The sequence below is a fragment of the Chthoniobacter sp. genome, assembly GCF_040003245.1.
Classification (GTDB): domain Bacteria; phylum Verrucomicrobiota; class Verrucomicrobiia; order Chthoniobacterales; family Chthoniobacteraceae; genus Chthoniobacter.
Genome location: NZ_JBDUCX010000387.1, coordinates 1 through 3647 on the forward strand (window position 1 = coordinate 1; position 3647 = coordinate 3647).

Genomic DNA, 3647 nt, shown 5'->3' on the forward strand with positions numbered 1-3647 from the left:
GACACGGGCGTTGGCGGGCAACCTTTGCTATTTAACGCGTCTGTTTTTCCGCCCCCTTCGCTGCGCAATGGAATTGCGGCCGCGTTACGAAAGCCTCACTTTCGCTACAAGGAGAGATACCTATTTCCCGATTTCCCGGCCTCCGGCGGTTCAGGGAAGAGATTGCGCAACTCGCATTCTGCGATAGCCTTGGGCGCGATGAAGACTTTCCTCCCGGCAGTTTTTGGCGTGGTGCTCTCGCTCTTTGTATTGGCGCAGGTCCCGGCGATGCGGGCGGCGGAGACGGGCAAAGCAGCGCCCGAGAACTCCTTGCCCTGCGATCTCGGGGCGCTGGCGGACATTCCGGCGGTCTGGGGGCTGACGCCGGAAAAGCTGGAACAGCTCTATCCCGCGCCGCAGGGGGCGTCGCGGAATCCTTTCTTCGCTTGGCTGACGGCGGATCACAGCCGGGCGGTGTTCATGCGGCATCGGTTTTCGAATCTGACGGTCGATCTGACCATCCTGGACAAGACGGTGCCGGTGGAAGAGGCGACGGTGGATTTTGTCGGGGGCAAGCTGAACGGGATCAGTTTCTCGATTTTCAACCGGGGGGACAGCGGGACGGTGGACCTGGCGGAGTTGCATCGGCGCTCGGCGAAATGCAACGAAGCGCTGCGGAAAAGCCTGGGGGTGGTGCCGTCGCCGCGGCACGCCGATCCCGCGCAGGGTTTGCTGGCCGAGGGGTGGACCTGGATCTCGGCGCAGGGCATGGCCTGCCTGGAAACCAATCCCGAGCTGGAGCGCGGGAAGCCGGAGTACATGCGGATGCGGCTGGCCCCGCGCGACGCCAAGGGCGCGATCGCCGCGTCCATGCGGGAACGCCGGGGCGGGAGCACGCTTTCCGAACTGGCCGGGGCGGTGAAACGCAATCCGCAAGGGGACCAGTGGATCGAGGGCGTGCCGATGGTGGACCAGGGGCCGAAGGGCTACTGCGTGGTGGCGTCGGCGCAACGGCTCTTCGAGTATTTCGGGATTTCCTGCGACGAACATCAGCTCGCCCAAATGGCCGGGTCGCAGGCGCAAGGCGGCACGAACTCGGGGGAAATGATGAAGGCGCTGCAGTCGATCGATGGCAGTTTCAAGACGCAGTTCAAGCCGCTGATGCTGCTCTACTCGGATCGCTCGCTGCGGGAGCCGCGCAGCCAAAAGCGGGTGGAACAGAAGGACTTTCAGAAGCTGGTGGTGGACTATACCGGCAAGGGAATCCCGCTGCTCTGGGGCCTGGACCTGGGGAAATTTCCGGAAGAGCCACCGCTGAAGATGCAGGCGGGCGGGGGTCACATGCGCTTGATCATCGGCTGCAACCTGAAGACTGGGCAGTTGATCTTCACGGATTCGTGGGGCGCCGGCCACGAGCTGAAGCGCATGAAGCTGGCGGATGCCTTCGAGGAGACGCATGGCCTCTTCGCCATGCAGCCGACGACGCATTAACACGCGACGGCGGCGTCACGGGAGCGGACCAACTGGTAGGGAAGCCGCGCCGCGGGTTCCCACTTTTGGGTGCGCGGTAAAGCGGCGGCAGCTAGTAATGCGCTGAATTACCCTTAGGTCCTCGCGCCACCCACCACGTTCCCACACCATATGCGTGGGAACCCGCGGCGCGGCTTTCCCTACCGGGGTTTGTTTTTCGGCGCTCGCGCTACGGGCGAGGGCGGCATCGCTCATTCGTAAATACTGCAAGCGGGAGAGCATTTCGAGGAGTTGCCGGTTGCGCTTCCCGGTTCGCCGTTCGAGGTTCTGCGGGTCGCTCCACTCGCGGCCCATTCATGATCATTTACCGCAGCGACGCAGCCATCACGGACGACGAGGATCGCGAGCTGCGGAATCTCCTTTTTTCGTGTTTTTCCTTTAACCCCATCTTCCTCACCCGCCGCTATTTTCGACAAGCACCGGGACATCGTTGGCTGGCCAAAGATGCCGCGGGGGAGATCGTGGCCCATGCCGCCATCCATGAGAAGGCCATCGGCACGGAAGCGGGGGATCTGCGGATCGGTGGAGTGGCGGAAGTGTGCGTGGCTACGCACCATCGAGGCAGGGGAATCTCAAGGGAGTTACTCCGGTCCATGGAGCACTGGCTGCACGCCCGGGGGATTGCGTTCGCGATGCTTTTTGGCCAGCCCCCGGTTTATGCCTCGAGTGGTTATGTGCCGATCGAGAATGAACTGAAGACGGACAGTTTGCTCAGCCAGCATTGGAATCCCTTTTGCGGCACGCCGATGATCAAATCGCTGTCGCCCATTCCCTGGCCGCGCGGGATCATCGATTTGCGCGGACCGACGTTCTAGACAGGCGGATTCGCGGACGTCTTTTTTGCATAAAGGGCACTCCTGGCTTATGCTGTGATCGCCCAACGCTAAATCTCTGTAATTCTCATGAAAACAACCCCTCGTCTCGTCATCCTCGCCGGCCTGGCCGGTGCATTTTTTGTCGTCGCGCCCTCGGCTTTTTCCATGAATACCATGGAGCGCACCGTGACCACGCAAACGCAGTCCGTGCGGCGCGAGGCGACGGAATATCAGCGCCGAGTGGCGGAAAGCCATGCCCGCGCCTATATGGCGAAGCATCTTCGCGCGGTGCGCCAGGATTCCCGCACCCACGAGGCAGACCGGTAAACTAACAAGGCGGGGTGCCGGCGCTCCTGTTGCCTTCCCATGCGCAGCAGCATGGCGAGTGGGCAGGGTTGCGCCCGGAGGCGCGCCCGCTACGTTCGGCCGCACATGAACGACGACGACTGGAAGCTGGAATTTCGCAAGGTGTGGGAACGCGGCAGCGCGGCGTGGAAGGCGGGACGCCAGTCGGCGCGCACGATGTTCGCCCCGGCGGACGTGGCTTTTCTCGCGGGCCTCGGTTGCACGGCGCAGGAGTTGTTCGATTTCGTCGATGACTCGCTCGGTGACGGCGACCCAGATTTCGAGACGGTGCTCGCGGTCACGGCGATCCGGCGGGAATATTTTCGGGAAGTGATGCTCGGGAAGCCGACTGGGCGGGTGGTGCCGATGAGCACGCTCCCGGCGAAGTCCGCCGCGGTGGATGGCATCGCGTGGCTGCCGCGCCTCATCGCCAAGGCGCGCCTCAAGCTGCGCGGCGAAATGGAACCCGACCTGATGTACGGCTGTGGCGGCGACCGTCCATTTCTGCGCCGCCATCGCATGACGCTGCCGCAGTTCCTGCAACTCGTGTGGGACAAGGGCGACGATGACCGGGCGATCGTGGATGCGGTTGAAGCAGGCCGCACGTCATTGAGGGCGGGTAGCTCTCTACTGTAGCGGCGGTCTATGACCGCCGACACCCCGGGAAAAACCCGCTAATTTCACAGGCAGGGAAAGGATTAACGCTGTAGAATAAGATATCCTCATGATCCGCCATCCCAACGATACGATTTCCCGCCGCCGCTTCATTCGGGGGCTGGGCATTGCCATGAGCCTGCCGTGGCTGGAATCGCTTAATTCCTGGGGCGCCGCCGCAGCCGGGGTCAGTGGCGCGAGCGGAGCACCGCGGCGCCTCGCCGTGTGCTTCATGGGCAATGGTGTGAACCCGAATCATTGGGGCGCGACGAATGGCGCGAACGGCCTGGAGTTGATGAAGTCGCTCAGCCCGCTGGAGTCGCT

The 3647-nt window shown here is 63.0% G+C and carries 4 protein-coding genes and 1 pseudogene; all 5 read left to right on the forward strand.

Going from position 1 to position 3647, the window contains the following annotated elements:
- Window positions 1–198: 198 nt before the first annotated feature.
- Window positions 199–1470 (forward strand): C39 family peptidase, encoded by a 1272-nt coding sequence (locus ABJF10_RS29985; RefSeq protein ID WP_348548274.1) that lies wholly within the window; start codon window positions 199–201, stop codon window positions 1468–1470.
- Window positions 1471–1805: 335 nt separating this feature from the next.
- Complete coding sequence (locus ABJF10_RS29990) at window positions 1806–2324, forward strand: GNAT family N-acetyltransferase (protein WP_348548275.1); 519 nt, start codon at window positions 1806–1808, stop codon at window positions 2322–2324.
- Between the two features lie 87 nt (window positions 2325–2411).
- Window positions 2412–2651 carry a hypothetical protein gene (locus ABJF10_RS29995; protein ID WP_348548276.1) on the forward strand — a complete coding sequence of 80 codons (240 nt, stop codon included), beginning with the start codon at window positions 2412–2414 and terminating at the stop codon, window positions 2649–2651.
- A gap of 105 nt (window positions 2652–2756) precedes the next feature.
- Window positions 2757–3305, forward strand: a complete 549-nt coding sequence (locus tag ABJF10_RS30000; RefSeq protein ID WP_348548277.1) for a DUF5069 domain-containing protein — start codon at window positions 2757–2759, stop codon at window positions 3303–3305.
- 88 nt (window positions 3306–3393) lie between these two features.
- A pseudogene (locus tag ABJF10_RS30005) lies at window positions 3394–3647 on the forward strand (hypothetical protein); the annotation flags it as partial.